Origin of the sequence: Caldimonas sp. (assembly GCF_046289365.1) — a bacterium.
Taxonomy (GTDB): Bacteria; Pseudomonadota; Gammaproteobacteria; order Burkholderiales; family Burkholderiaceae_C; genus Caldimonas.
The window spans coordinates 1-2,846 of sequence record NZ_JBKBVU010000287.1; the positions used below are offsets into that span (position 1 = coordinate 1).

The 2,846-nt window shown below is 72.1% G+C and carries 4 protein-coding genes; 1 reads left to right on the forward strand and 3 read right to left on the reverse strand.

Annotated features, from left to right (window positions below):
- Positions 1-696: CorA family divalent cation transporter (locus ACK42S_RS17045; protein WP_409710359.1), on the forward strand; the 696-nt coding region annotated here is incomplete at its 5' end.
- 7 nt (positions 697-703) lie between these two features.
- Here the strand turns inward: ACK42S_RS17045 and ACK42S_RS17050 are convergent.
- Genes ACK42S_RS17050 through tsaB form a run of 3 tightly spaced genes read right to left on the reverse strand, consistent with a single transcriptional unit; the run spans position 704 to position 2,680 of the window.
- Entirely contained in the window at positions 704-1,480 is a 777-nt protein-coding gene (locus ACK42S_RS17050; RefSeq protein ID WP_409710364.1) for a uracil-DNA glycosylase family protein, read from the reverse strand.
- Between the two features lie 10 nt (positions 1,481-1,490).
- Positions 1,491-1,961, reverse strand: a complete 471-nt coding sequence (rimI, locus tag ACK42S_RS17055) for a ribosomal protein S18-alanine N-acetyltransferase (RefSeq protein WP_409710368.1) — start codon at positions 1,959-1,961, stop codon at positions 1,491-1,493.
- Positions 1,958-2,680: a tRNA (adenosine(37)-N6)-threonylcarbamoyltransferase complex dimerization subunit type 1 TsaB gene (gene tsaB / locus ACK42S_RS17060; RefSeq protein WP_409710371.1), complete on the reverse strand. Its 723-nt coding sequence runs from the start codon at positions 2,678-2,680 to the stop codon at positions 1,958-1,960. The genes rimI and tsaB overlap by 4 nt, the downstream gene beginning before the upstream one ends.
- Positions 2,681-2,846: the final 166 nt, after the last annotated feature.

The following is a 2,846-nucleotide window of genomic DNA, read 5'->3' on the forward strand; positions in this document are numbered from 1 at the left end:
CATTTTGCGCAGCGCTACACCCAGATTGCCCAGGGCCAGGCCGATCCACGCGCCGAGGGGCGGCCGGTGGCGGTGCGGCTGCCCACCAGTCCGGCCGACCAGATGCTGCGCATGGTCAACCACATCGTGGACGGCTACCTGGAGCTGCGGCGGCTGCTCACGCGCCAGTTCGGCGTGCTGCAGCAGGCGCTGTTCAACCCGCGGGCAAGGTTCCGCAGCTGGCAGTTGCTGCTCGATTCGCGCAACACCCTGCATCTGCTGGAAGACATCTGCGAAGACCAGCGCAACGCGATCCAGGAGTGGATCGATGCCCTGCAGGAATGGCCCCCCGAGACCACGCCGGCGGCGCAGCGCGAGCGCGAGCTGCTGCGCCTGCGCTCACGCGACGTGCTCGAGCACATCGAGCGGGTGCTGGGTCATGTGCGCCGGCTTGAGTCGTCGGCCGAGACGGCGGTGCAGATGCACTTTTCGGCGCAGAGCAACCGCACCAACGACATCATGCGCACGCTCACTGTGCTGACGGCCATCTTCCTGCCGCTCAACCTCATCACCGGCATCTTCGGCATGAACTTCGACACCCTGCCGCTCATCCACGAGGCCACCGGGGTGTGGATCACGCTGGGCCTGATGGCCGCGCTCGGCCTGGGGCTGGGTCTGTTCTTCTGGCGCAAGCGCTACCTGGGCACACGGGACTGACCGCGGCTCAGGGGCGCGCCTGGAGCGTGTCCAGAGCCAGACAGAGGTCGTCCCAGGCCTTGGCCTTGTCGGGCAGGTTGCGCAGCAAGTAGGCGGGATGGTAGGTGACGATGAGGGGCACGCCCTCGTAGTCATGCACCCGCCCGCGCAGCCGGCCGATGGGCTCGGTGGTGCGCAGCAGCGACTGCACGGCAAAGCGCCCCATGGCCAGGATGATGCGCGGCTTCACCAGGGCCACCTGGCGCTTCAGGAAAGGCTCGCACTGGGCGACTTCCTGGGGCTCGGGGTTGCGGTTGCCCGGCGGGCGGCATTTGAGCACGTTGCAGATGTAGACCTGCCGCTGCGGCGGCGCGGCCTCGCGCGTCAGGCCGATGGCGCGCAGCATGTTGTCGAGCAGGCGGCCGGCCTGGCCGACGAAGGGCTCGCCCAGGCGGTCCTCGTTCTCGCCCGGGGCTTCGCCGACGATCATCCAGTGCGCCTGCTCATGACCCACGCCGAACACGGTGTGGCGGCGGCTTTCGCACAGCGCACAGGCGCGGCAGCCGGCCACCGCCTCGCGCAGGGCCGGCCAATCCATCTGCTCGATGCCGCTGGGGCGCGTGCCGCGCGGCGGCAGGGCCTCCGGCGGCGCGGCAGCCAGGCCTTCCGGCCCCGGGGCGGCGGCGACGGGCCCGTCGGCTGCGGCGACCGCAGGGGCGTCGGGGGCGCTGCCGGCATGGCGCGGCACCCAGGCCGTCAGGCCCATCTCGCGCAGCAGGCCCAGGCGACGATCGTCCAGGTTCACGGGGCGGTCCTCACAGCGGCAGGCTCATGACCAGCGCGTCCTCGCGCAGCCCCCGCGCGGCCGGGTAGTAGCCGCGGCGCAGGCCCACCTCGGCGAAGCCGTAGCGCTCGTACAGACGCCGGGCCCGCTGATTGCTCGGGCGCACCTCCAGCCACAGCTGGGTGGCGCCTTCGCCGCGCGCGATCTCGCACAGGCGGTCGAGCATCCACACGGCGTGGCCGCGTCCCTGCTGGGAGGGGGCCACGGTCAGGTTGAGCAGGTGCATCTCCTCGACCCCGAGCATGGCCAGGAAGTAGCCGATCATCGGGCCGTCTCCCTCACGCAGCCACCAGGCCGCATGGCCGGCGGCCAGGGAGTCGATGAAGTTGCCGCGCGTCCAGGGGAATTCATAGGCCTGCACCTCGATGGCCAGCAGCGCATCGAGATCCTCGACACGCAGCGGCTCCAGGCGACGCCCGGCTGGGTGGAGCAGGGCGTTCATGTCAGGGCTGAGCGGACGGCGTCGCGCTCGGCGGTGGTCTGGGCCACCTTGTCGCGCACGTACAGCGGCAAGGCCAGGGCGGCGTCGACTGCCTCGCCGCGCTGCCAGGCCGCCAGCGCCAGCGCCAGCAGGGCGTGTGCGCTGGGAGCGGCCTCGGGGTGCAGGGGGCGCGCGCCGGTGTCCAGCCGCGCGCCGAGTGCGGCCAGCGCATTGCCGACCAGCGCGGCTTGCGGGTCGGCGCGCAACAGCGTGTTGAAGGCCTCGGGCTCGTGCAGGGCCGGTGCGGCCAGGGTCTGCCAACGCTCACCCCCGTGCCGGTAACGGGCGGCATAGAGCTGGCCCATGCGCGCATCCTGGGCGACCCAGACCTCGGTGTGCCCGTGGGTGCGGCGGGCGTCCTCGGCCACCACGAGCAGGGTGTCCACCGGGATCACCGGACAGCCCGCACCCAGCGCCAGACCCTGCGCCACCGAGCAGGCGGTGCGCAGGCCGGTGAAGGCGCCCGGGCCGCGGCCGAAGGCAATGGCATCCAGATCCCGCGGGGCGAGCCCGGCCTCGTCCAGCAGCCGGCGCACGGCCGGCAGCAGGGTGGCCGAGGTGTGGGCGCTGCCCGGGCCGGTGAACACGTGCACCTGGCTGCCGCAACGCAGGCCCAGGTGCATCGTCTCGGTGGCGGTCTCGATCACCAGCAGGCAAGGGTCTCGCGCAGGGAAGGACATGCCCACAGTGTAGCGGCCGGGATAATCGGCGAATGCTTTGCCCTGACTTGCCCTCGATGCGGCGCCGTGCCCTGTCCCGGGCCGGCGCCTGGACCCTTGCTGCGATCGTCCTGGGGCTCGCGCTGGCGCGCGGCCCCGCACAGGCCCAGAGCGTGCCACCGGTCCT